Origin of the sequence: Microtetraspora fusca (assembly GCF_001570365.1) — a bacterium.
GTDB lineage: Bacteria > Actinomycetota > Actinomycetes > Streptosporangiales > Streptosporangiaceae > Microtetraspora > Microtetraspora fusca.
Genome location: NZ_BBYK01000044.1, coordinates 65,985 through 88,557 on the forward strand (window position 1 = coordinate 65,985; position 22,573 = coordinate 88,557).

General features: G+C 70.0%; 20 protein-coding genes and 1 pseudogene. 12 read left to right on the forward strand and 9 right to left on the reverse strand.

The annotated features are described in order from the left end of the window. Nucleotides 1-73 precede the first annotated feature (73 nt). Nucleotides 74-424 (forward strand): DoxX family protein, encoded by a 351-nt coding sequence (locus AWQ68_RS12840; RefSeq protein ID WP_066939685.1) that lies wholly within the window; start codon nucleotides 74-76, stop codon nucleotides 422-424. A 220-nt stretch (nucleotides 425-644) separates the two neighbouring features. Beyond that, the gene (locus tag AWQ68_RS12845; RefSeq protein WP_066939688.1) at nucleotides 645-1,979 is read left to right on the forward strand and encodes a serine hydrolase domain-containing protein; all 1,335 of its coding nucleotides are present in this window, start codon (nucleotides 645-647) and stop codon (nucleotides 1,977-1,979) included. Nucleotides 1,980-2,215: 236 nt separating this feature from the next. On the opposite strand, the gene AWQ68_RS12850 is transcribed toward AWQ68_RS12845, so the two are convergent. Continuing rightward, nucleotides 2,216-2,827: a hypothetical protein gene (locus AWQ68_RS12850; protein ID WP_066939691.1), complete on the reverse strand. Its 612-nt coding sequence runs from the start codon at nucleotides 2,825-2,827 to the stop codon at nucleotides 2,216-2,218. Nucleotides 2,828-2,900: 73 nt separating this feature from the next. On the opposite strand from AWQ68_RS12850, the pseudogene AWQ68_RS42350 reads away from it, so the two are divergent. Next, nucleotides 2,901-3,080, forward strand: a pseudogene (locus AWQ68_RS42350) (IS5/IS1182 family transposase); the annotation flags it as partial. A gap of 131 nt (nucleotides 3,081-3,211) precedes the next feature. Continuing rightward, complete coding sequence (locus tag AWQ68_RS12855) at nucleotides 3,212-4,129, forward strand: TIGR03619 family F420-dependent LLM class oxidoreductase (protein WP_066939695.1); 918 nt, start codon at nucleotides 3,212-3,214, stop codon at nucleotides 4,127-4,129. 196 nt (nucleotides 4,130-4,325) lie between these two features. On the opposite strand, the gene AWQ68_RS12860 is transcribed toward AWQ68_RS12855, so the two are convergent. After that, nucleotides 4,326-4,997, reverse strand: a complete 672-nt coding sequence (locus AWQ68_RS12860; RefSeq protein ID WP_066939698.1) for a type 1 periplasmic-binding domain-containing protein — start codon at nucleotides 4,995-4,997, stop codon at nucleotides 4,326-4,328. A gap of 175 nt (nucleotides 4,998-5,172) precedes the next feature. Here AWQ68_RS12860 and AWQ68_RS12865 point away from each other — a divergent pair, with 175 nt between their 5' ends. The 3 genes from AWQ68_RS12865 (at nucleotide 5,173) to AWQ68_RS12875 (ending at nucleotide 9,240) form a co-directional block, all read left to right on the forward strand. Beyond that, a complete protein-coding gene (locus AWQ68_RS12865; RefSeq protein WP_066939701.1) occupies nucleotides 5,173-6,384 on the forward strand; it encodes a HupE/UreJ family protein in 1,212 nt (403 codons plus the stop codon). A 117-nt stretch (nucleotides 6,385-6,501) separates the two neighbouring features. Then, nucleotides 6,502-8,031 carry a purple acid phosphatase family protein gene (locus AWQ68_RS12870; protein WP_084463924.1) on the forward strand — a complete coding sequence of 510 codons (1,530 nt, stop codon included), beginning with the start codon at nucleotides 6,502-6,504 and terminating at the stop codon, nucleotides 8,029-8,031. A gap of 150 nt (nucleotides 8,032-8,181) precedes the next feature. Then, nucleotides 8,182-9,240: a WxL protein peptidoglycan domain-containing protein gene (locus AWQ68_RS12875; RefSeq protein ID WP_066939703.1), complete on the forward strand. Its 1,059-nt coding sequence runs from the start codon at nucleotides 8,182-8,184 to the stop codon at nucleotides 9,238-9,240. A gap of 78 nt (nucleotides 9,241-9,318) precedes the next feature. On the opposite strand, the gene AWQ68_RS12880 is transcribed toward AWQ68_RS12875, so the two are convergent. From AWQ68_RS12880 to AWQ68_RS42360, 4 genes are all read right to left on the reverse strand, one after another. Continuing rightward, a complete protein-coding gene (locus AWQ68_RS12880) occupies nucleotides 9,319-11,022 on the reverse strand; it encodes a tetratricopeptide repeat protein (protein WP_066939706.1) in 1,704 nt (567 codons plus the stop codon). Nucleotides 11,023-11,302: 280 nt separating this feature from the next. Continuing rightward, complete coding sequence (locus AWQ68_RS12885; protein ID WP_066939709.1) at nucleotides 11,303-11,887, reverse strand: response regulator; 585 nt, start codon at nucleotides 11,885-11,887, stop codon at nucleotides 11,303-11,305. Between the two features lie 225 nt (nucleotides 11,888-12,112). Next, nucleotides 12,113-12,766 (reverse strand): response regulator, encoded by a 654-nt coding sequence (locus tag AWQ68_RS42355; protein WP_066939712.1) that lies wholly within the window; start codon nucleotides 12,764-12,766, stop codon nucleotides 12,113-12,115. Then, on the reverse strand, nucleotides 12,754-13,884 hold the full coding sequence (locus tag AWQ68_RS42360; protein WP_066939715.1) for a sensor histidine kinase: 1,131 nt from the start codon (nucleotides 13,882-13,884) through the stop codon (nucleotides 12,754-12,756). Before AWQ68_RS42360 ends, AWQ68_RS42355 begins: the two co-directional genes overlap by 13 nt. Before the next feature lie 131 nt (nucleotides 13,885-14,015). Between AWQ68_RS42360 and AWQ68_RS12900 the strand changes: the two genes are divergently transcribed. From AWQ68_RS12900 to AWQ68_RS12920, 5 genes are all read left to right on the forward strand, one after another. Continuing rightward, nucleotides 14,016-14,393, forward strand: coding sequence for a DUF6069 family protein (locus tag AWQ68_RS12900; RefSeq protein ID WP_066939718.1), 378 nt, complete (start codon nucleotides 14,016-14,018; stop codon nucleotides 14,391-14,393). A gap of 174 nt (nucleotides 14,394-14,567) precedes the next feature. Next, nucleotides 14,568-15,449, forward strand: a complete 882-nt coding sequence (locus tag AWQ68_RS12905; RefSeq protein ID WP_066939720.1) for an ABC transporter ATP-binding protein — start codon at nucleotides 14,568-14,570, stop codon at nucleotides 15,447-15,449. Beyond that, a complete protein-coding gene (locus tag AWQ68_RS12910) occupies nucleotides 15,442-16,182 on the forward strand; it encodes an ABC transporter permease (RefSeq protein ID WP_066939723.1) in 741 nt (246 codons plus the stop codon). The genes AWQ68_RS12905 and AWQ68_RS12910 overlap by 8 nt, the downstream gene beginning before the upstream one ends. Before the next feature lie 286 nt (nucleotides 16,183-16,468). Then, nucleotides 16,469-16,672, forward strand: coding sequence for a cold-shock protein (locus AWQ68_RS12915; RefSeq protein WP_066939726.1), 204 nt, complete (start codon nucleotides 16,469-16,471; stop codon nucleotides 16,670-16,672). 331 nt (nucleotides 16,673-17,003) lie between these two features. Beyond that, a complete protein-coding gene (locus AWQ68_RS12920; RefSeq protein WP_066939729.1) occupies nucleotides 17,004-17,948 on the forward strand; it encodes an acyl-ACP desaturase in 945 nt (314 codons plus the stop codon). A 373-nt stretch (nucleotides 17,949-18,321) separates the two neighbouring features. On the opposite strand, the gene AWQ68_RS12925 is transcribed toward AWQ68_RS12920, so the two are convergent. From AWQ68_RS12925 to AWQ68_RS12935, 3 genes are all read right to left on the reverse strand, one after another. Beyond that, complete coding sequence (locus AWQ68_RS12925) at nucleotides 18,322-18,687, reverse strand: DsrE family protein (RefSeq protein ID WP_066939732.1); 366 nt, start codon at nucleotides 18,685-18,687, stop codon at nucleotides 18,322-18,324. A 147-nt stretch (nucleotides 18,688-18,834) separates the two neighbouring features. Further along, nucleotides 18,835-19,362, reverse strand: coding sequence for a carboxymuconolactone decarboxylase family protein (locus tag AWQ68_RS12930; RefSeq protein ID WP_218006863.1), 528 nt, complete (start codon nucleotides 19,360-19,362; stop codon nucleotides 18,835-18,837). A gap of 139 nt (nucleotides 19,363-19,501) precedes the next feature. Next, on the reverse strand, nucleotides 19,502-22,087 hold the full coding sequence (locus AWQ68_RS12935; RefSeq protein ID WP_066939736.1) for an ATP-binding protein: 2,586 nt from the start codon (nucleotides 22,085-22,087) through the stop codon (nucleotides 19,502-19,504). Nucleotides 22,088-22,573: the final 486 nt, after the last annotated feature.

The following is a 22,573-nucleotide window of genomic DNA, read 5'->3' on the forward strand; positions in this document are numbered from 1 at the left end:
CGGACTGTACGGCCGCGTGCCGCCCCCGCGACGCGCCATCTCCCCCATCTCCATCCGAACAGGGGCCATCCGCGTGTTCATCGCCTACGTCATCGTCACCGTCGTCACGATCGCGGCCAACGCCGGGATCGCCGTCGCCGACTTCTCCCGGGCCAGGGCCGTACTCGCCAACTCGGCCGCGGTCGGTGTCCCGCCGTCCTGGATCCCGCTGCTGGCCACCTTGAAGGCCGCCGGAGCGGCCGGGCTCCTCCTCGGCCTTCTGGGCGTGCGGGCCATCGGCATCGCCGCGGCCGTCGGGCTTGTCCTGTTCTTCACCGGCGCCGTCGCCGTCCACGTACGGGCCCGCGTGTTCCACAACATCGCCTTCCCGGCGGGCTACTTCGCGCTGGCCGTCGCGTCCCTCGCCCTCGCCGCCGCGCGATGACGCCACTGGCGCGTACCGACCCTCGCTCCCAAAACGGGCGAACCAGTCGGGAAGATCGCACATCTTCACAGCTGTGATCAAACGCGTTATAGCGACGGCCTAGGGGTGACGTGCGCGAGCCCGCTCCGTTCCGGGACTCCCGGACTTCTGAACGAACGGCGCGGCGGAAATGGTGCGGGCGGACGAAGTCCGTCGCTCTCGATATCAGCAGGATGAACGAATGGCTGACCTCACCCACCTGCAGAGCCTGCTGGACCGCGAGGCGAAATCCCTTCAGGTCCCCGGCGCCGCCGTCGGCGTGCTCTTCGACGGCGCGGAGCACGTCCTCACCACCGGCGTCACCAGCGTCGACGCGCCGACCCCGGTGACCGGCGACACGCTGTTCCAGATCGGGTCGACCACCAAGACGGTCACGGCGACAGCGATCATGCACCTCGTCGAGCGCGGCCGGCTCGACCTGGACGGGCGGGTACGGCAGTACCTGCCCGACTTCCGGCTGGCCGACGAGCGGGCCGCCGACGAGCTGACCGTACGGCACCTGCTCACCCACACCGGCGGATTCCTCGGGGACATCGACGACGGCGAGAGCTGGGACACCGGCGCGCTGGCCGCCTCGATCGACGCCTACGACCGGCTGCCCCAGCTCTTCCCGCCCGGCGCGCTCGCCTCGTACAACAACGCCGGGTTCCGGCTGCTCGGCAGGGTCATCGAGGCCGTGTGCGGCGAACCGTACGAGCACGCGGTCAGCCGGATCGTGCTCGAACCTCTGGGCATGAGCTCCAGCTTCTTCTTCCCCTGGGAGGTGGCGACGCGTCCGCACGCCGTCGGCCACACCGTTCGGGAGGACGGCCCGCAGGTCGCGCACACGTGGGGACTGTTCCGCGAAAGCATGCCCGAAGGCGGGCTGGTGTCGTCGGTGCGCGACCAGCTCCGCTACGCCGCCTTCCACCTGGGCGCGAGCGGTGAGGAGCCGGTCGGTGCCGCCACCAGGGAGCTGATGCAGGCGGAGCACGTCCCGGTCGGCGTGCCGTGGACCGGCATCGGGCTGCCGTGGCTGCTGGACGAGCAGGCGGGCGTGCGTTTGGTCACGCACGGCGGCAACATCGGCAACCTGCAGTTGTCCGCGTTCGTGCTGGCGCCCGAGCGCGGCTTCGCGGTCACCACGCTCACCAACTCCGCGCCCGGCAAGGCGCTGGGCAACCTGGTGACCGACTGGTGCCTGGAGCACCTCCTCGGCGCCACGCCGCAGGCCGTACGGCTGACGCTGCGCGAACCCACACCGGAGTACGTCGGCGGCTACGACGCGGGGCAGTGGACCTTCGAGGTCGACGAACACCTGACCGCGCGGTTCGTGCTCTGCCCCGAACTGGTGGCCGCGGGGGTGGAGGGCATGCCCGACATGCCGCTCGCGCTGGTCGAAGGCTGTGACGACGTGACGCTCGCCGCCGCCCCGCAGCGCGCCGTCGGTCGCTTCCTTCGAGACGACGCAGGCGAGGTCGCATTCCTGCACCTGGCCGGTAGGGCGGCCCGACGGATCCGCGACACCAGCCGCTGACGATGACAACGGAGGGGCCCGGCACCAGGGCGCGCATCTGGCTGTGATCAAGGAACGGTCCGGTGACGTCTCTGATCCAGACCGCGGCGCGAAGGTGGAGGCCGGACTTCGATCTCACCGAGACCGTCGTACGCGGGCGCCGGGCCGTTCGTCCTCGGCGCCCCGGGCGACGGTTTCGGCACCCACGCGGCGTTCCCGCTGGTGCCCGCGCCGATCGCTCGTGGTCGGCGGGATCGTCAGCTCCAGGTCGCGTACTTGAGGACCGTCGAGAGGCCCTGCGTGTTCCACTGGTCCACGAACAGGATCTTGGACTTGGGCAGGTACCACTCGCGCTGGGTGAAGCGACCCTTCACCTTGCCGCTGTTCGGGGTGACGCAGTCGGCCGACCAGGCGCGATAGTACGCCTTGTGCCCTGGGCCGACCTGGCGCAGCCCCTTGGCAGCGAGCTTCATCTCGCCGACCGAGAGGTTCGCGTCGTACACGCAGGGGCCGACGTCGGTGGCCGGATAGAACGGGGCGTCCGGGGTGTACGCCTGGAACACCTCGTGCCCTATCTCGATCGCGCTCGGGCCCAGCACCCAGAAGCTGCGGCAACCGGAGTCACGGAACCCGAAGACCTCGTCGTTGACGGTCGGGCACGAACCGGTCACCACGCGGGTCCAGTCCTTGCTGATCTTGTAGACCTTCCAGGACTCGGGGATGATCAGGCTCAGTCCGGCACGCAGCCGGAGGGTCTTGGTGTCGGAAGCGGCGGCGGAAGCGGCGGCGGAAGCGGCGGCGGAAGCGGCGGCCGAAGTCACCAGGACAGCGAGGCCGGCGACCACAGCGGTGATCGTCTTCTTCATCATGGCGCGATCGTAGAAACGCGTGGTTGTAAATGACTTGCCGGAGATATGTGGTGCGCGTCTCGCGGTGTACCGCCTCGCCCGTATCAAGGTCCGCCTGCCCGTTGGTCGCCCGCGAACCCGCCCAGGTGCGGTAGCCGCCGACAATGCCTACTCCTCTCGCGCTAACCGCACCCATCTGCGTCGACGCCGAATCAAGGCCGTCATCCCGGAAAAGGCCGACCAGGCGGCCAACCGTAAGAAACGTGGGACACAAGTCATATCCAAGAGGTGCTGCCTAACATCTCCCTGGACGCTGGACCGGGAGCGTCCAGGTATCGAGATGCGTACGCAATATGCACCTCAGTTCTTCCCGGCTTTCCACGGCGAAGTATCAAGGAATTTCTCATGCAGATCGGATATGCAGTCCCGCAGTACGGTGCCTTCGCGGACCCGGATTTCATCCGGCAGGCCAGCGCGGACCTGGAGGCCATGGGCTACAGCAGCCTGTGGGCGGGTGATCGAATTATGCTGCCGCTCGCACCCAGCGATCCCTACCCGGGAGGAGACGGCGAGGTCCCCCCGGCCTTCGCGACGTTCTTCGACCCGCTGACCGCGTTGACGCTGGCCGCCGTCAGCACTCGGGAGGTCCGGCTGGGAACCAGCACGCTCAACGCGCTGTGGCAACCGCCGGTCCTGCTCGCCCGCATGCTGACCTCGCTCGACCTGCTCAGCCACGGACGGCTGGACGTCGGCATCGGCCTCGGCTGGCTGCGTGACGAATACACCGCGACCGGGGTGCCCTGGCAGGGGAGGGGAGACCGGCTCGAAGAGACGCTCGACCTGATGGAGGCCGTCTGGAGCAGTGAGGTGGTCGAGCACAAGGGCACGCTCTGGACCGTGCCGCCGTCACACATCGACCTCAAGCCCTTCCAGCGGCCGCGCCCCCCGATCCTGCTCGCCGGTTACACGCCCTCCTCTCTGGAGAGGATCGGCAGGCGAGCCGACGGCTGGCTGAGCGCGGCGATCCCCATGCCCTATCTGACTTCCCTGTGGGATGTGGCGCTGCAGACCGCGGCACGCGTCGACCGGGACCCGTCGGCCCTGCGAATGGTGGTGCGCGTCAATCCGAAGATCACCGATTCTCCCGCGCCCGACGACCAGGTGCCGCACGCCGGAACCGTGCAGCAGATCGGTGACTACCTGCTGACCCTCGCCCAGGCCGGTGCCCACGAGGCGTTCGTCGACCTGCAGACGACGACGTCCTCGCGCGATCAGTTCCTGGACGTCGCGCATGAGCTCATCACCAGGCTGCACGCCGGCTGAGCTCGCGCGCCCGGCCCACGCTCGGCACCGTGGCACCGCAGGACGCCGCACCAGCCAGATCAAGGAGTGGCGCGGGCCGGCTTGCCGCTTCGACAAGACGCCGGAGAGCTATCTGGCAGTACTCCGTCCGCGCGGTGCCATCCTGTGGATCCGGAGCCTCCGTCCCATCTAAAGATCCGAACTCCGCGAGCAGGCCCTAGTCAAGCCAGATCACGATGCCGGTCAGGCCGTTGAGCACGGCTGCGGCACCGGCCCGGACGGCGCGCCCGGCACGCTCGGGGGTGAAGGTGCCGGGATCGTACGTCGACGACATGCCGAGCCCTTCGCCTCGAAACGACGCACCGGCCCAGTCGGCGGCGGTGACGTTCGCGGTGGGCTCGGCCAGTTCGGCGCCGACCACGAGGAACTGCTGGTCGAGGTGGTTGGGAGTGACCAGGGCCAGGGGGTCGATGAGGTCGTCGCCGGCGCTGATGATGAGGTCGGGCTTCATGTCGATCGCGCTGCTGATGCGCGGAATGAACTGGTCCGGCTCCGTGGCCGTGAGGGTCTTGAGGCTGACGTGCTCCTCCTCGGCCCACTCCGTCACGGCGCTCACCAGCGTTTCGGTCTGGGCGTCGTCCCCCGCGGTGAGCAGCACCACCCGGTAGCCCTCCGACGGGCGAACCCCGTTCCATGAGCCGGGTCGCGGCGTGATCGTCGCCTCCGGGGCGGGCGACGCGTCCGGGAAGAACCCCGGGCCGGGGGTGCCGACGGCGCTGGGCTTCGCGTGCGGCCGGGACCAGTCGTCGCCGGAGCCGCATCCGCCGACCAGCAGGGCGGTCGCGACTGCCGCGGCCAGTGCGCCGGCAGACAGAAGCCGAGAGCGCATAGAAGATCGTCCTCCGAGATGGGGGGAAGTGCGCCTACTTCCTACCTCATCGCTTACGGCGTTCGGTGCGAGAGCTGTCTCCGCCGGGTTTGGTTCGTCGCGATTTCGCGTGCGAGAGGCCATTCGTTCATCTGAGTCGAGCAGATTTCGTACACCAAACCCGAAAAGGAGTCATATGTCCCCCGCCGCACGGCGTCGTGCCGGTGTCGTCATCACCGCCGTAGCCGTGGCCGTCCTGCTCAGTGCCGCGCCCGCTCTCGCCCACGGGTTCACCTCGACCGTGTACGCCGGCCTCACCTCAACCGAGGCCGGGCACGTCCGCACCGAGCTCCAACTGGAGTACGACCTGCTCGTCGTCTCGGCCGCCGACAACGCAAAGAATGATCAGCTCTTCCGAGCGGGCACCGCGGCGTTCGAGGCCGGTGACGCGGCGGAGCAGGCCGCCGCGCTCGACGCCCACGCCGACTCGGTCGTCGCGTACGTGACCGAGCGCTTCGGCGTCACGGCCGGAGGCAAGGCGTGCACCCCGGTCCGGGACGGCGACTTCACGATCGGGCAGCGCGAGGGTGTCCCGTACGCGCTGTTGACCCTCGACTACCGGTGCCCGGAGTCCGCCGAAGCGCACGAGGTGCGCAGCGGGCTGTTCCCGGATTCCGAGGGCTATGTACGTGACAGCAAGACGATCGTCACCTACGACCTCGACCTGCAGTCCGGGAGCACCGCCCTCGACGCCCAGCATCGGTCGTTCTCCACGCAACAGTCCTGGATCGAGCGGTTCTGGCAGTTCTTCCGGCTCGGGGCCGAGCACCTGCTCGGCGGACTCGACCACATCCTGTTCCTGCTGGCGCTCATCGCGGGATCACGCCGCCTGCGCGAGATCGTGCTGGCGGCGACGACCTTCACGCTGGCCCACTCGGTGACCTTCATCATCGCCGCCCTCGGCCTCGTGGAGGTGCCCGAGTCGTTCGTCGAGCCCGTCATCGCCCTCTCGATCGCGGTCGTCGCCGGCTGGCATCTGTGGCAAATCTGGCGACGCCGATCGCATGCCACGGAACTCGCGACGCTCAGCCGCAGTCACCTCAGCCTGGACCGCGCGGGCTGGACGCGGCTCGCGGTGGTCTTCTGCTTCGGACTCGTGCACGGGCTCGGCTTCGCCTCGGCGCTGGGGATCGATCAGGCCTGGTCGTGGACGCTTCTGTGGTCGCTCCTCGTCTTCAACGTGGGTATCGAGGCCGTCCAGTTGGCGATCATCATCGTCGTCTTCCCGCTGCTCGCCCTGCTGCGCCACCGCCGACCGGCCGCGGGGCTGTGGGCGACCGGGGCGATCGCGGCGGGAGTGTCCGTGATGGGCCTGGTGTGGTTCGTGCAACGAGTTCTCGAAATCTGAGATCACGTCACAACTTCCGGCGCGCGCAACAGCCTGCCCACCCGGCGTTCACCTCCACGACACCGCTTTCCGGAATCTTGACAAACCTCCCTAATACCCCCAATTGGATGGAAACACATGAAGATCGACAAGGGGACCCAAGGTCCGGGGCGTGTTCTGCGCCGGGTGGCCATGAGCGCCACCGCGGCGGCCATCGGTGTCACCGCGGTGCTCGGCGGCGGCCTGGCGACCGCGGCCCACGCTGACGGCACGACGCTCACCGGCATCGTCCTCGGCGTGGGCACCAACGAAACGCAGCGCGTCGTGTCGTGGTACTCCTCGGCCGGCACCGCGCAGGTGGTCCAGGTCGCGCCGACGTCCAAGCTCGTCAACGGCCAGTTCCCCGCCAGCGCCGTCACCTTCCCGGCCACGGTCGCCGCCAACAGCGTCAACGGCGGCCACAACGCCCACGCCACGATCGACAGCCTGAAGCAGAACACCTCGTACTCCTACCGTGTCGGTGCCGAGGGCCAGTGGTCCCCGACGTACTCCTTCACGACCCAGGACTTCAACGGCAACAACCTCGACTTCCTGTTCTTCGGCGACCCGCAGATCGGCTCGTCCGGCAATGTGGCGAAGGACGGTGCCGGGTGGCTCGACACCCTGGACGTCGCCCTCGCCGCCAACCCGAAGGCCGAGCTGCTGGTCTCGGGTGGCGACCAGGTCGAGACCGCCAACACCGAGACGCAGTGGGACGCGTTCCTCGCGCCCGCCAAGCTGCGCCAGTACCCGTGGGCCGCCACCATCGGTAACCACGACGTCGGCGGCAAGGCGTACGAGCAGCACTTCTGGACGCCGAACACCGACCGTTCCGCGCCGTACTACAACGGCGCCTCGACGACCCGGTCGGGCGGCAACTACTGGTTCAAGTACAAGAACGTGCTGTTCATCGACATCAACAGCAACGCCTACGCCAGCGGCTCCGACGCCGCGCACGTCGACTACATCAGCAAGGTCATCAAGGAGCAGGGCGCCGACGCCAAGCACACGGTGCTCATCTACCACCACGCGATCTACTCTCCGGCCAGCCACGCGAACGACTCCGACAACAAGCAGCGCCGCCAGGACTTCCCGACCGCCTTCTCCAAGCTCGGCGTCGACCTGGTTCTGCAGGGTCACGACCACAGCTACTCCCGCAGCTACGTGATCAAGAACGGCCAGAAGGCGAACAAGGACGAGCAGCCCGGCGCCGCCGAGGTCTCCAAGGGTCCGGGCGGCGTCATCTATGTGACGGCGAACTCCGCGTCGGGTTCGAAGTACTACGACCTGACCGCTCCGGACGCCACCAAGGACCCGAACTACGGTCCCGACCCGCTGAACCCCAAGAGCCACTGGGCCAACTCGGTCGAGAACCAGGAGCACGTCCGCACCTACGTGAGGGTCCAGGTGCGCGGCAACAAGCTCGTTGTGGAGAACATCCGCAGCGGCACCTGCGCCGCCCCCAACGCCGCGGTGGAGCTCGGCCAGGTGAAGTGGTGCGGCCCGAACAACGGCGCCGACGCCGCTCCGGGGGTCGGCTCCAGCGTCGACAAGGTAGTGATCCACACGAACGAGGGCAAGGCCAACGGGAACAAGTCAGCCGCGGCTGACTCCGGCTGGCTTCAGTAGACGACCGAGAGTGGTGCCGGGCTCCTCACGCTCACCGCGTTGAGCCGATCCGGCCCGCTCGACCTCGTGGGGTGGGTGCCGTCGGGCGCCCACCCCACCACAGGTCCTCCATCCCACGCACGCCTTCCAGAACCGCCCAAGGACCATGAGATGCACCCGTCCAGACCGCGTACGTCCACAGCAGCCGGATCCCTCGCCCAGGCCACCGTCGTGGTGCTGCTCGCCGTGCTCGGCTTCCTCGGAGTGGGAACGGGACCTGCCGCCGCGGCGGACGGCGAGGTCTCCTGGACGGTCAGGACGGCCTCCAACGACTTCGGGTCCGGCCGTCAGAACTACGGCTACACCCTCGACCCGGGCGGGCAGCTCGAGGACGGTCTCGTGGTCGTCAACCACGGCACGGCGCCGCTCCGCCTGGCCGTGTACGCCGCCGACGGGTTCACCACCGAGCAGGGCCGGCTCGACCTGGCCGCCAAGGACGCGAAGTCGACCGGGGTGGGTGCGTGGGTCCACACGGACCGGTCCGACGTGACCGTCCCACCCGGTAAGTCGGTCGAGGTGCCGTTCACCGTCGCTCTTCCGGACAGCGCCGCGCCCGGCGAATACATGGGCGGCATCGTCACCTCGCCGGCGCAGGCCGGCGAAGCGGACGGGATCGATGGGGACCGGCGTCTCGGCATCCGGATCCGCCTGCGCGTGGGGGGAGAGCTCAAGCCGAGCCTCTCGGTAGAGGAGCTGAACGTGCGCTACTCGGGCACGCCCAACCCCTTCGGGAAGGGCGATGCCACCGTCACATACACGATCCACAACACGGGCAACGCCATCCTCTCCGCTCGGCAGGCGGTGTCCGTTTCCGGCCTCTTCGGGCGCTCGGACGGCCAGGCGGGGGAGATCGACGATTCGCCCCAGTTGCTCCCGGGCGACACCTGGAAGGTCTCCGTGCCGATACACGGAGTGGTTCCCGCGCTGAGACTGACGGGGACGGTCACCCTCGTCCCGCTGCTCACCGACGCGGCGGGCTCGGTCGCCCCGCTCGCCGACGTTGAGAACACCACGCACGCCTGGACCGTCCCCTGGGCACTGCTGCTCTTCCTCATCGTCCTTTGCGGCCTCGTCGTCGCGGCTCTGGCCTCCCGCCGCCGTCGGACCAAGCTCCGCGTCCAGGAGGGTGTCGAGCACCCGCTCCGCGAGCGGGAGACCTCCGACCGGTAGCCGTTCGGATCCACGGCGTGCCTCCAGCTCAGCGGACCGGGCATCACCCTGGGCCCGGCACGGCGCACCGGTTGGGAGTCAGCCGGCCGTGGCGCGCCGGCAGCGGGCCAGTGCCGCACGCAGGTCGCGTCGCAGTGCCCGGTCCAGGCCGGGCTGGGCGAGGGCGTCGGCGAAGTCGCGGGCGGCCTCGTCCCACCGCTCCAACCGCATCAGGGCCGTACCCCGGTTGTAACGGGGCACCGGCGCCGGCGACAGCGCCACCGCCCGGTCCAGGTCGGCCACGGCGGCGGCCACGTCGCCGCGTTCGAACCGGACGGCGGCCCGGTTCGTCCATGCCTCGACCAGCTCCGGATCCCCGGCCAGGGCCCGGGTGAGCAGCTCGTCGGCTTCGGCGAGGCCGCCGCGCTCCGAGCGGATCAGCCCGAGGGTGCACAGCAGCGCGGGCTCCTGCGGGGCCAGCGCCAGCCCGGCTCGCGCGCCCTCCTCGGCCGCGTCGAGCGCGCCGCGCTCCACCTGCAGGTTGACCAGGGCGATCCGAGCGTCGAGGTGCCCGGGGTCGATGGCGAGCACCCGCTCCAGGTCGTTTCGCGCCGACTCCGGTCGGCCCCGCTCCTGCTGGAGCACGGCGCGGTTGTAGTACGCCTCGGGCAGGTGCGGTCCGAGGCGGATCGCGGTGTCATAGTCCTTGATCGCGGCCTGGGAGCGACCCGCCGCCCGGTGCAGGGCGGCCCGGTCCACGTAGTACTCACAGTTGTCGGGGTCGTGTGCGATCACCGTGTCGAGGTCGGCCAGGGCCTGTTCCGGGTCGCCCAGGGCCAGATGCACCTGTGCCCGGTTGTGGCGTAACCGAGCCAGATCCTGCGGACGCTCGCCGGGAGCGAGCACCGCCGTCAGTCGGGCCAGCCCGTCGTCGATCAGCCGCAGCGCGCGGGCAGGCTCACCCTCCCTGCTGTCCAGCAGCGCCAGACCCTGCTCGTAGAAGACGGTGGACAGCACCCGCTGCCGCGGGTCGTCCAGTCCGGCGGCGAGGTGGAGCGCCTGTTCCAGCCAGTGCCGCGCCTGCGCCTGGTCCTGCTCGGCCGCCGGCAGGTGCCTGGCGTACAGCATGGCGGTGGCGTACGCGGCCGACATGGTGATCTTGGGGTCGTCAGTGGCGGCGCGCGCCTCGTGGTAGAGGTCGAGAGCCTCGGCGGCGCGGTCCAGCGCCGCGAGGGCGGTGGCCAGGCCGGTGGTGAACGCCCACCAGTGCCGCAGATCGCCCTCCGGCGTCACCATGGCGCGCCCGCGCGAGGCGACTCGGGCCGCGTGGTGGTAGAAGCCGCGGGCCAGGCTGTCGCCCAGGGCCGTGCGTATCGCCTCCGGCGTCGGGTCGGCCGCCACCGGCTCGCGGGCGCCGCCGTCGCGCAGGTCCAGGCGCAACGGGGACGATCCGACCCGGCGGGTCAGCGCGTCCAGCAGTTCGCGGGTGGTCTCGTCGGCATCGGCCACGTGGTCGAACCGCACGGTGACCGGGTGCCGGAGCGTGTCCGCCCAGGCCCCTGCGAACTCGGCGGCGCCGTACGCCAGACAGGCGGTGCGCCGGGCGGGATGGAACCGGATCGGCTCCTCCTCAGCCGCCGGTCGCGCCACGGGGTCGAGCCAGGGGGCGATGGCGTACAGCTCGACCTTGTGGCGGGACGCCAGACGGGGACGGTCGGCGGCGATCCGGCCGAGAAAAGCCGCGACCCCGGCGTACGGCCCGTGGTCGCGATGGCAGTCGTACCCGCTGTGCTCGTCGGTCACGGTCGGGCCGATCGCCGCAGGGGCGGGCGCCCGGGAGCGCCCGCCGTGCCGGCAACTACCAGCACCACTCGATCCAGAGACGACGGGCACCGGACAGCAGGCGCAGCCCGGCCTTGCGACGGACGGTCATCTTCCTCATGAGCACCTCCGCTTGATCCACTTCAGGACTGGCCCGAGCATAATCCGACACAACGGAAATAAATAGACACCTTTCACTTACGTCAGGCCATGCTCATGCGGACGGGATGCGTCTGCGGGCAGGCGCGGACGCCGGATCTGGTCAGCCGTCGTCCAGAGTGAGCAGGCCGCGCCGGAAGGCGACGGCGACAGCGGCCGCCCGGTCGTTGACGCCGAGCTTTGTGTAGATGTGCAGCACGTGGCTCTTCACCGTGGCCTCACTGATGAACAGGCGCGCGGCGGCTTCGCGGTTGGTGGCGCCCTCGGCGATGAGGTGGAGGACCTCCAGTTCCCGGGCGCTCAGCGGGTCGGCGGGCGCGCGGACCTGGCCGAGAAGACGGGTGGCGACCGACGGGGACAGCACGGCTTCGCCCCGCGCCGCCGTACGGACGGCACGGATGAGCTCGTCCCGGCCGGTGTCCTTGAGGAGGTAGCCGGTGGCGCCGGCCTCGACGGCGGGCAGGACGTCCCTGTCGGTGCCGTACGTGGTGAGGATGAGGACGCGGGCCGCGACGCCCAGCCTGGCGAGTTCCTTGATGGCCGCGACGCCGTCCATCCTGGGCATGCGGAGGTCCATGAGGATCACGTCGGGGTTCAGCGCCCGCGCGAGTTCGACGGCCTGGGCGCCGTCCCCGGCCTCGCCGAGCACCTCGAAGTCCGGGGTCGATGACTGCCATGGCTCAAGCATCTTTCGCCTGCGCCCGGGGCGAATCGATCTGCCGGCCATACTCGTCCGCGAATGCTGCTGACCCGAAAATCCACCGTTCGGTGGATGCCGCCGAAGAGCCCTACGAGGCAGGCGGCGGTTCCAGAAGGTCGACGTTGACACCGGGACCACGGCGTTCGGCTTCCTGGTAGGCGAGCCAGGCCAGGGCGAGGTCCTGACAGAGGAAGCAGCGCAGGCGGATGCCGGTCAGGTAAGACCTGCGTCGTGAGCGAGGAGCGCGATCTGGGTGCGGTTGTCCAGGCCGAGCTTGGTCAGGATGCTGGAGACGTGGGCTTTCACGGTCGTGATGCCCATGACGAGATCGGCGGCGATGTCGGCGTTCGTCCTGCCCCGGGCGATCGCCAGCGCCACCTCGTGTTCGCGCGGGGTGAGTGCGGCCAACGCGGCGCGAGCACGCTCGTAGGCGCCGGCCTGGGCGACTGTTCGATCCATCAACCGCCGGGTGATGCGCGGGGACAGAATCGGGTCTCCCGCGGCGACCCGGGTGATCGCTTCCACGATCTGCGGCGGCGAGGTGTCCTTGAGCAGGAACCCGGCGGCGCCTGCGCGGAGCGCGTGCAGGACGTTCTCATCCGTGTCGAACGTGGTCAGCACGATCACCTCGGGCGGCCGGGCGCGGGCACGCAGTCGGCGGGTGGCGGTGATGCCGTCCACGCGGGGCATCCGCAGGTCCATCAGGACGACGTCGGGGGCGTGGGCGTCGGTGGCGGTGATGGCCTCCTGGCCGTCCGCCGCCTCGGCGACGACGGTGATGCCGGCGGCGCCGTCGAGCATCATGGACAGCCCGGCGCGGACCAGGGCGTCGTCGTCGACAAGTAGCACGCGGATCACGCCGGCCATGGTAGCCAGGCCTGGAGCCGGAACTCTCCGTCGGTGGTGTGGTGGTCCAGTTGCCCGCCGGCCAGCCGTACCCGCTCGGTGAGCCCGACCAGGCCGAGCCCGCTGCCCGGCGCGAGGGGGGCGGCGTCCGCCGGGGGCAGCGGGTTGCGGACGTCGATCAGCAAGGGTGTGCCGGGAGCGCCGCGCAGCAGCACCTCGACCTGCCGGCCCGGGGCGTGCTTGCGGGCGTTGGTCAGGCCCTCCTGCACGACGCGGTACGCGGTCCAGGACACGGCCGCCGGCAGGGCGGCGACGTCGGTGGCCTCCTCGCGCAGCCGTACCGACTGGCCCGCCTGCCGTACGTCGGCGATCAGGCCGGCCAGGTCGGCCAGGCCCGGCCGGGGTTCCAGCTCGTCCACTTCGTCGTCCTGCTCGTGCAGCAGGTTGATCACCTGGCGCAATTCCTCCAGCGCCTGGTGCACACCGGCGCGGACCACCCCGGCGGCGCGGGCGAGCTGGTCGGGAGAGGAGTCGGGGCGGTATTCCAGTGCCCCGGCATGCGTGGCCACCAGAGACAGGCGGTGGGCCAGCACATCGTGCATCTCTCTGGCGAGCCGGCGGCGTTCGGCCATGCGGGCCTCGGCCACCTGCCTGCCTTGTTCGGCCTCGGCGCGGTGGGCGCGTTCGCGCAGGGAGATGAGCAGGGCGCGGCGGGAGCGGGTCAGCGCACCCCAGCCGAGGAGCGCTCCGTAGGAGGCACAGATCAGCAGCAGCCACCAGCCGAGGGAGATACCGGAGTTCGGTCGCCACAGCCCCTGGACGACGTGTGCCGCCATGCCTGCGGCGGCCACCGCGGCTGCGACGGGGAAGCGCCTGCGCTGGGCCACCTGCAGCGCCCCCATCGACGCCGCCGGCGTGGCCACTGGAGAGAGCGTGGCAAGGAGGGTGGCGGCCAGTGCCCCGGAGGTCGGCCACCGCAGCTGGGCGAGCGCGGCGACCATGCTCACCGCCGCGACCGCGATGTCCAGCCCCCACGTGGGCCGGCCGGCCTGGGCCCACAGCGCCACCGCGGTCAGCGCGCCCATCCCGAGGACCACGCCGGCCACCGCGACCACGTACGGAGGCTGGATCTTGCTCATCGGCCCAGGTTAGTCGGCGGTACGGCGGAGCCATCACCTACCAAAGTCGGACCCGTACCCCACAGGGGAAGGACAGGGCGCGACCTCGCGCCCGATGTGGCAGACCGGGCCGGCGGGCGAAGCTGACCGACATGAACATCTCCGTCAAAAGACTCCTGCTCACTGTGATCGGCGCACCCGCGGCCGCCCTGGCCGTCTGGGCCCTGGCGGTTCCGGTGGCCGGAACGACGCTGACCGCGCGGATGGGCGACAGCACGCAGCCGGTGGGGCCGGTACTGGTCGTGGTGACGAGCCTGCTGGCCGGGCTGGCGGGCTGGGGGCTGTTGGCCGTTCTGGAGCGATTCGCGTCCCGGCCCGGCCGGACCTGGACGATCGTCGCCCTGATCGTGCTCGCCCTGTCCCTGTTCGGCCCGGTCGGCAACGCCGTCGGTATCGCCGCGACGCTGGTGCTGCTCCTGCTGCACCTGGTCGTCGGCGCCGTGCTCGTTCTGGGGCTGGCCCGGCGATGAACGTGCCCGGCGAATGCCTGATCACCTGGGTGGTGTCGCGATCTCCACCCTGTGCGCATCGGCCGCACCGGCCCGGACCCGACTGCGGACGGTCGCCCGATTTGCGGGCCTTTGCGAAGACCAGGACGATTCGCACCTTGTTGGACAACAGCAGGACGACACAGGAGACATGACATGACGGTCCTCGCCAGAGCGATCGAGGCCACCCGCCAATACGGTGACGTGCTCGCGCTCGACCGCGTCTCGCTCGACATCAGGGCAGGCGAGCTGGTCGGGCTGCTCGGCCCGAACGGCGCGGGCAAGTCCACCCTCATCAACCTCTTCGCGGGACTGCGCCGGCCGACGTCGGGCGTGGTGGAGCTGTTCGGCGGCTCGCCGCTGGACCCGGCCATACGGCGCGGCATCGGTGTGACGCCGCAGGAGACCGGGCTGCCCGAGTCGTTCCGCGTGGGCGAGATCGTCGACTTCGTCTCCGCGCACTTCCCCGAGCCCGTCGGCAGGGCGGAGCTGCTGGCCAGGTTCGGCCTCAGCGACCTGGTCAAGCGGCAGATCGGGGGGCTGTCCGGCGGGCAGCGGCGGCGGCTGGCGGCGGCACTCGCGTTCGCGGGCCGGCCGCGGCTGGTGTTCCTCGACGAGCCCACGACCGGGCTGGACGTCGAGGCCAGGCGGGCGCTGTGGGACGGCATCAAGGCTTTCCACGAGGACGGCGGCACCGTGCTGCTCACCAGCCACTACCTGGAGGAGATCGAGGCCCTGGCCCAGCGGGTCGTGGTGGTCGGCAACGGCCGCGTGCTGGTCGACGACACCGTGCCGGCCGTACGCGGCATGGTGGGCGCGCGGCGCGTCTCCCTCGTCGCCGAGGACCTGCCCGAGCTGCCCGGCGTGCTCGGCTCCGAACGTGCGGACGGCCGGATCGACCTGGTCACCACCGACCCCGACCGGCTGGTCGTGGAGCTGGTGCGCAGCCGCGTGCCGTTCTCCGGCCTGGAGATCAGGCCGGCCACTCTGGAAGAGGCCTTCCTCGCCATCACTTCGAAGGAGTCCGCGAATGTCTAACCTGGTCCTCGCCCATACCCGCTTTCTCATGGTCGAGCAGATCAGGGTGCCGATCGGGCTTCTGGCCAGTTCGTTGTTCCCGGCCATCTCGATGCTGGCGTTCGTGGTGCCGTTCGCGGGCCAGGACGTGCGGGGAGCGACGACGGCGACGGCCTCGCTGATGTTCTTCGGCGCCATGTCGGCCGCGCTGATCGGGCTCAGCAACGCGGTCTCGCAGGACCGCGAGCGGTCGTGGAACCCGTACCTGCGCACACTGCCCGCGGGCCCGTTCCCGCGCTTCGCCGGGCGGATCCTGTCGACGCTCGCGGTCATGCTGATCTCGGTGATCCCCGTACTCGTGGTGGGCGCGCTGTTCACGGTGGCGACGATCACGCCGGCCAGGCTGCTGCTGGGGCTGGGCGCGCTGGTCACGGGTGTCGTGCCATTCATGCTGATGGGGCTGTTCGTCGGCTTCGTGATGGCGTCGAAGGCCGCGATGGCGGTGTCGCAGCTCCTGTTCTTCCCGATGGCCATCCTCGGGGGGCTGCTGCTGCCACCACAGATCCTGCCGGAGTTCGTGCAGGTCGTCTCGCCGTACGTGCCCACCAGGGGCGCGGCCGAGCTGATCTGGTGGGCAACCGCCGGCGTCAGCCCGAGCGCGGTGTCGCTGGTCATGCTGGCCGTCTGGACTGTTCTCTTGGCGGCTGCGGCCGTGTGGGCCTACCGCCGCGACGAGGGCAGGCGTTTCTCCTGACCCGCCGAACCTTAAGCTAGAAGAGGGCCTCCGGGCCGACCGGCGGATGGGCGCATGGTCCTGCGGGGCGCGTACGAGGTTTCGCGAGAGTGGCGCGGGAACAGCATGTTGCGTGTAGTGTCGCAGGCACAGGTTGTGTCGAAGTCCCAGTATGCGTAAAGCGCCTGCGGAGCTATGACAGCGGGCGTTACCGTACGAAGCCGAGGCTTTCCCAAGGCGGTCGGTCGCAGCAGCCCGAGGATCACATTCGTGGCTCTCAAGATCGTCTAAACAAGGAGAAAGCATCATGGCTCAGGGAACCGTCAAGTGGTTCAACGCCGAGAAGGGCTTCGGCTTCATCGCCCCCGACGACGGCACTCCGGACGTCTTCGTCCACTACTCGGCCATCGACGCCGGCGGCTACCGCTCGCTGGAGGAGAACCAGCGGGTTGAGTACACCGCGGGCCAGGGCGCCAAGGGCCCGCAGGCCGAGCACGTCCGACCGCTCTAAGCAGCGCTTCGCACCGCTGATGCCGGGCCCACTGAGAGTGGCCCGTCATCCGACGGCATCCGGCCCCGGGCTTCTCACGGAGTCCGGGGCCTCGTCATGCGGACGCACGATCTTCAGCGGCCGAGGTCGCCGCTCCGATCTTTTGCGGCAACGAGATCCCGCTGTGCGCGGGCGTCGCGGGGATACCCACCTGGACCGCGTCGGGGATCGACACGATGGAACTCCTACAGGATATCCGTTCGTCTTCTGGACGATCACGACGACGTGTCGGCCGGCCGACCTACGCTAGCGTAGGTTACGTTTCGGCAGCTTGCAGACCCGGAGGCCACACATGCCGATCACGTCTCGCCCGCTCACCCAGACGGAGCTTCTCGTGGAGCTCGAACCCGTGGTCGGGCGAGAGCTGGACCGCCACCTCGCAGTGGCCAAGGAGTGGTTCCCTCACGAGTTCATCCCGTGGAGCGAGGGCCGGACGTTCGACGGGGTCCTGGGGGGCGAGGCCTGGTCGCCGGAGGACTCCTCGATTCCCGAACCCGCCCGTGTTTCGCTCATCGTCAACCTCCTGACCGAGGACAACCTGCCGAGCTACCACCACGAGATCGCCACGACATTCGGCAGGGACGGCGCTTGGGGCACCTGGGTGCACCGGTGGACAGCGGAGGAGGGCCGGCACGGGATCGCCATCCGCGACTACCTCACCGTCTCCCGGGCCGTCGACCCGGTCGCTCTGGAACGAGCCAGGATGACCCACATGCAAACCGGCTTCGCCACGGAGTACGACGGCATGCTCCGGCAGTTGGCATACGTCTCGTTCCAGGAGCTGGCCACCCGCGTCGCCCACCGGAACACCGGGAAGGTGTCGGGAGACCCTCTCTGCGAGAGGTTGCTCTCGAGGGTCGCCGCTGACGAGAACCTCCATATGCTCTTCTACCGGAACCTCCTCGCCGCCGCGTTCGAGCTGGCCCCGTCGCAGACCATGCGAGCCGTCACCGATGTCGTGACCTCATTCCAGATGCCGGGCCAGGGCATGGAGGGCTTCGCCCGCAAGTCGGTGATGATCGCCATGGCGGGCATCTACGACCTGCGCCAGCATTGTGACGAGGTTCTGACGCCGGTGCTGCGGCAGTGGAAGCCCTTCGACATGGAAGGGCTCGACGCGGAGGGGGAGCAGGCCCGCGAGGAGTTGGCGGCCTTCCTCGCCAAGCTCGAAGTGGCCGCGACCCGCTTCGAGGAGCGCCGGGACGCCCGGCGGGCGAGGGCCGAATCAGTGTCGTAGCGAATGCGGACGCCTCTCGACACGCCCGCCCCGGAAATTCACGCAACACAGGAGTTCCTCTACCGCGCCCACTACGGGGACGACTGGGCAGACGAGGAGGAGACAGAGGTTGTCGTCAGCGTTGTCGTCAAGGCCAGGCAAGAACGCCCCGGCCGTGATCGGCTCGGGGCGTTTGGGCTGTTCTTTTGGGCTGTTCAGAGAGTGTGGCCAGGGGCAGGGGCGAACTGCCGACCTTCCGCTTTTCAGCTGTCGCAGTCGCCCTGCCACCTATCCGGGATCCGGGGATGGAGGGCGCGTGATGGCGCCCGGCGTATGCCTCTGACCGAGGACGTTGCCGCCAAGGTTGCCGTCGGCATCAGCAGCAGGAAACTCGTCAGTAGCTGAAAGTGGTCGCGCCCTCGTCGCCGATCCACTGCCACATCGGGATGGTGCCGCCCAATTCCGCGCCCTCGATGAGCCGCTGCCCGTCGAGCGCGCGCGCCTCGAAGCAGATCGGGCAGACGAAGTAACGCCCGCCTGCCTTGGCGTACCGGGCTACGAGGTCGGCCAGTGGAGGACAGCCGTCACATGCGACTGCGGTGGCGACGCCGTCCAGGGCCAGCCGGGTTGCTTCCTTGGTAAGGAACATGAGTGTGGGGCGGCCCTGCTCGGCCGCGCCGAGCGCGACCAGGAACGCGACAGTGACCCGCTCGGGGTCCTCCAGTCCGGTAGTCAGGCTGATGACGGCTTTTCCGGCCATGATCTTCTCCTTGTCCTTCGTCGAGAGCGTGTATCGGTGCCAGTGAGTCAGGGAGCGGGTAGCGGTCCACCACGCCGTCGGCGAACCTGCCCGCTCGGCGCCGGGGACAGTTGGTGGAAGTCATCGGGACACCCCGAGCGGATCGAGCTACGAGCCGCCTGCGTCGCCCCGCCGGTGGGAAAAGGCCTCATCGGTAGCCCCGACGGCCGCCCGGACACCTGGGGGCAGCTCGCGGAAGACCGGATCCGGGACGGCGCCGACCGCGGACAGGATGCCGCTGAAGAACCGGCGCAGACAGACGGCGAGGACGATCTGGAAGATGTCGGCATCGGCCAGGCCGTGCCCGCGCAGGACCGCGATGTCCCCCTCGGTCACGCCGGCGGGATCGGCGGCGACGCGGTCCGCGAAGTCCATGGCCGCCACATCCACCGGCGCCAGCCCCGCGTCGTGATGGTCGGCCATGATCACCCGCAGGGCCGCGTCATCGTAGAACCGCTCAAGCAGCGCGGCCGCGTGCGCGAGACCGCAGTACGTGGAACCGAGGCGGCGGGCGGCCGTCAGGGTGACCAGTTCGTACCGACGCGGGTCCATACCGGCCCTGACCGCCTCCCCGAGCCGCAGCCATGCGTGGTAGACCTCAGGCCGCAGCGCCAGCACCCTCAGATAGTTGGGCACGTATCCCTGGGCTGCCCGCTCAGCTTCGTAAAGGGGTGATTCGCCGGGTGTGCTGAGATAACTCATGTCTCCCCCTTGGGACGGCATCTCAGCGCAGAACGGTAGGTCCTCGCGACGATCCGCGATTGGGGAGAATTCCCTATTTTGCCGGCTTCCGGACTAGGTTCAGCCGGTGTGCCGCAGCAACTGCCTGGCCCCGGTTGGCCACACCGAGCTTGTCCAGCACCGCGGAAACGTGGTGGTCGACGGTTTTGACCGACAACGACAGGCGCCCGGCTATCTCGGCATTGGACAGCCCTTCGACCAGCAGCGCGAGCACCTCCGCCTGGCGCAGCGTAAGGCCGCCGGGGTTGGCGGCCGTCGTCCGGCGAGGGCCACGCGGCACCTGAGTGAAACCGCGCCTTCTCAGCTCCGCCCGCAACCGCTCCGCCACCCGCGTGGCCCCCAGCTCGTCCAGGACCCGCAAGGCTTCGGCCGCAGCGCCCTGATCACCGCCCGCCAGTGCCTCGACGCGCATATACGCGGCCCCGCGCCGCGCCCACTCCGCGGCCGCGCCGGCCCAGTCTCCGTCGATCATCATCTGGTACGGCCGGGCCCCCGCACCGGGCGACCCGTCCTCCCCGGCCCGCCACAACCGGTAGGCCAGCTCCCCGATGTAAACCGAATGGTTCGCCCTGACGGCCAGGTCCAGGCCGTGCCGGGCCTCCTCGGCGGCACGCTTGGCATCGCCATACAGCAGGAAGTACTCCGAGCGGGCCGCCGCCACCGGGCAGACCCGCTGCACCTCACCGGTGCGTTCGGCCTGGCGGGCGGCCTCGTCGAGCGTGACCCGCGCCTCGCGTTCGCCACGGGCCGCCTGAATCCGGCCCCGCGCCAACAGCGCGGGAACCACGGCGACCCCGGCTCGGACCGGCCGATCCAGTGCCGCGTCCGCATCGGCCAGAGCGCCGGCCCAGTCACACCGCACCAGCCGCACCCCCGCTCGCACCCCGAGCAGGTACTGGACGTAGCCGTCGAGGTCCTGTTGAGTCGCGTACGCCAGCGCATGTTCGACCGCCGGTGCGGCGGCTTCGTACTCGGCCAGTTGCACCAGCGAGGTCGCCAGGTTGACGAGTGCCCGGACGGCGTGATCGGCCAGCCCGAGGGTTGAGGCGCGCTCGTGCACCTTCCGCAGCGCCGCGACCGCGGTTTCGTCACCGCCGGTGAGCCGGGCGGTGCTCACGTTGATCTCAGCGTGGACGGAGGTCTCCACATCCCCCAGCCGAACGGCCAGGGTTCGCGCCCGCTCTCCCCACGAGACCGCCGCCTCCCCCTCGCCCGCAAGCATGTGCAACTGGGACCGGTTGCTGTAGGCCATGGCCAGTTGCCGCCCCGGCGGCTCGGTCTCGAGGACTGTGATCGTCCGCGCGGCCGCCTCCCATGCCTGCCCCGCGTTCCCCGCCCACCAGGCCAACCGGGAGATCCAGCGCAGATTCTCACCGACCTGTTCGGCTTGCCGCAGATTCTCCCGTACGGCCAGCGCCGCCCACCGGGCCTGCAATCCCTCCTCGGCCAGCCCGGCCAGGTACGCCTGGAACGCGTAGGCCTCCAGCAGCTCGGCCTGCTCCTCGGCCGGTAGCCGGTCCGCGTACACGGCGGCCGACCGATAGTGTGCCGTCGCCTCTCGATGGGCGCCCTGCCGGGCAGCTCCGGCCCCCGCCACCTGCCCGTACCGCAGAACCGCGGCCTCGTCCCCCGCTTGCGTAGCGTGATGGACCAAGCGGCCCGGGTCGACCCCGGAGACCCCGGCCAGCACGCCCAGCACCCGCCGGTGCAGCGCGGCGCGGCGCGCGGGCGGCAGCGCGTCCTCCACCGCACTCCGCAGCAACTCGTGACGGTACGACACACCGTCACCGGACGGCACGAGCACCCCGGCGTCGACGCACATGTCGACCAGGTCCGGCACTCCCGCCACGACGGCGGCGTCGGCGCGAGTCGGGATCACCGACACCAGGTGGGCCAGCTCCCGGGCGGGCCGCGGCAACAGCCGCAGCCGGTCCAGGACAAGGTCCTGCACGGTGGCCGGCACCGCCCGCCCCTCCGCCTTCAACAGTTCGGTCACCAGCAACGGGTTGCCGCCGGACAACCGGTAGACCAGCTCCGGATCCCGCCCGGTCCGGTCTGCCTGATCCGCCACGCACTCCCGCGACAGCGGCGACAGCGCCACGCGTCGCGTGATCGCGCCGGGCAGGGTCGCAAGGGCGCCCCGCAGCGGGTGCTCGGCACCCACCTCGTCGTCACGGTAGGTCACCACGAACAGGACCGGCATCCGACCGATCCGTCGGCCCGACCAGATCAGCCAGTCGAGTGTGGCCTCGTCAGCCCAGTGGGCGTCCTCTACGACAACGACCGGGCGCGGGCGCTGCGGCGGGCCGGAGATCTCGTCCAGAAACGCCGTGAAGAGCTCCTCCTGCGCGGCGCCGGCGTTCAGCCGCTCGGCCAGGACACCTCTGGTCTGGCGGCCGATGTCGTGCAGGGGACCAAGGGCCCGTGGGGTGATCAACCGGTCGCAGCCGCCCCAGAGCACCCATGCCGCCGGCCCGCATCGCCGGACGAACTCGGTCACGAGCACGGACTTGCCGATCCCGGCCTCGCCGGCCACCACCGCCACGCGACCGCCGCGGGCGCTCTCACGCAGAAGATCGCCGAGGAGATCCAGCGTCCCGGAACGCTCCCACAGCTCCATGCGCACGATAGTAAAGTCCAAAACGGCCCGGAGCGTGATCGCTCGGGGCGTTTGGGCTGTTCAGAGAAGTGTGGTCATGGGCAGGGGCGAACTGCCGACCTTCCGCTTTTCAGCTGTGGCAGTCGCCCACCTCGCCCTTGCTGACCTGGGGCTGGAGAGTGCTCGGCGGTCCTGTTGAACACGTTGATGTGGCCGGTGCCGTCGTACCAGGTGTTCTCGACCGCCGGGACCGCGACCAGGTCGTCCTGCTCGGCATTGAACTTCGCGGCGCTCTCGTGCAGGTAGCGCCACTCGGCGGAGTCGGCGTCCGGAGGGCCGGGCACATCCCAGCGGAGTCGGATCTTCTCTCGTCCACGCCGACCACCACCAGCCGGTCGGTCTCGTAAGCACGAGCCCCGTGAACGGTGTCGCAGGCACCGTAGCCATACCGGAGAAGCAGTTCGTTCGGCTCGCTGGCGACGAGGTCGAACGCCGTCACTTCTTCGA